The organism is Allobosea sp. 10N428 (assembly GCF_056394545.1).
The window spans coordinates 1-375 of the sequence record NZ_JBFTIC010000044.1; the positions used below are offsets into that span (position 1 = coordinate 1).

The 375-nt window shown below is 61.1% G+C and carries 1 protein-coding gene; it reads right to left on the bottom strand.

Translation table 11 applies throughout. The features are described from left to right. Positions 1-20: 20 nt before the first annotated feature. Positions 21-375: transposase (locus AC1DDA_RS27435; protein WP_476798098.1), on the bottom strand; the 355-nt coding region annotated here is incomplete at its 5' end.

Genomic DNA, 375 nt, shown 5'->3' on the forward strand with positions numbered 1-375 from the left:
TAGAGTAGAGCGTTTCCGGCTTAATCCGGGTCATATCCCGCCGCTCTGAAGTAGTTTGCGCATTCGTTCGGCGAGAAGAGGTCGACGATTGCTCCAACAGCTCCCCAGAGGGCGGGGATGGTGCGTTCGGTCTTGGCCCGCAGCAGGGATTTGAGCTTGGCGAATGCGTTCTCGATCGGATTGAAGTCCGGGCTGTAGGGCGGCAGGAACGAGAGCGTGGCACCGGCGCGATCGATCGCCTCGCGGACACCGGCAGGCTTGTGCGCCGGGAGATTGTCCATGACGACGATATCGCCCGGCTCCAGCGTCGGAACCAGGACTTGCTCGATATAGGCCAGGAAGACCGTGCCGTTCATGGCACCGTCGTAGACAAAC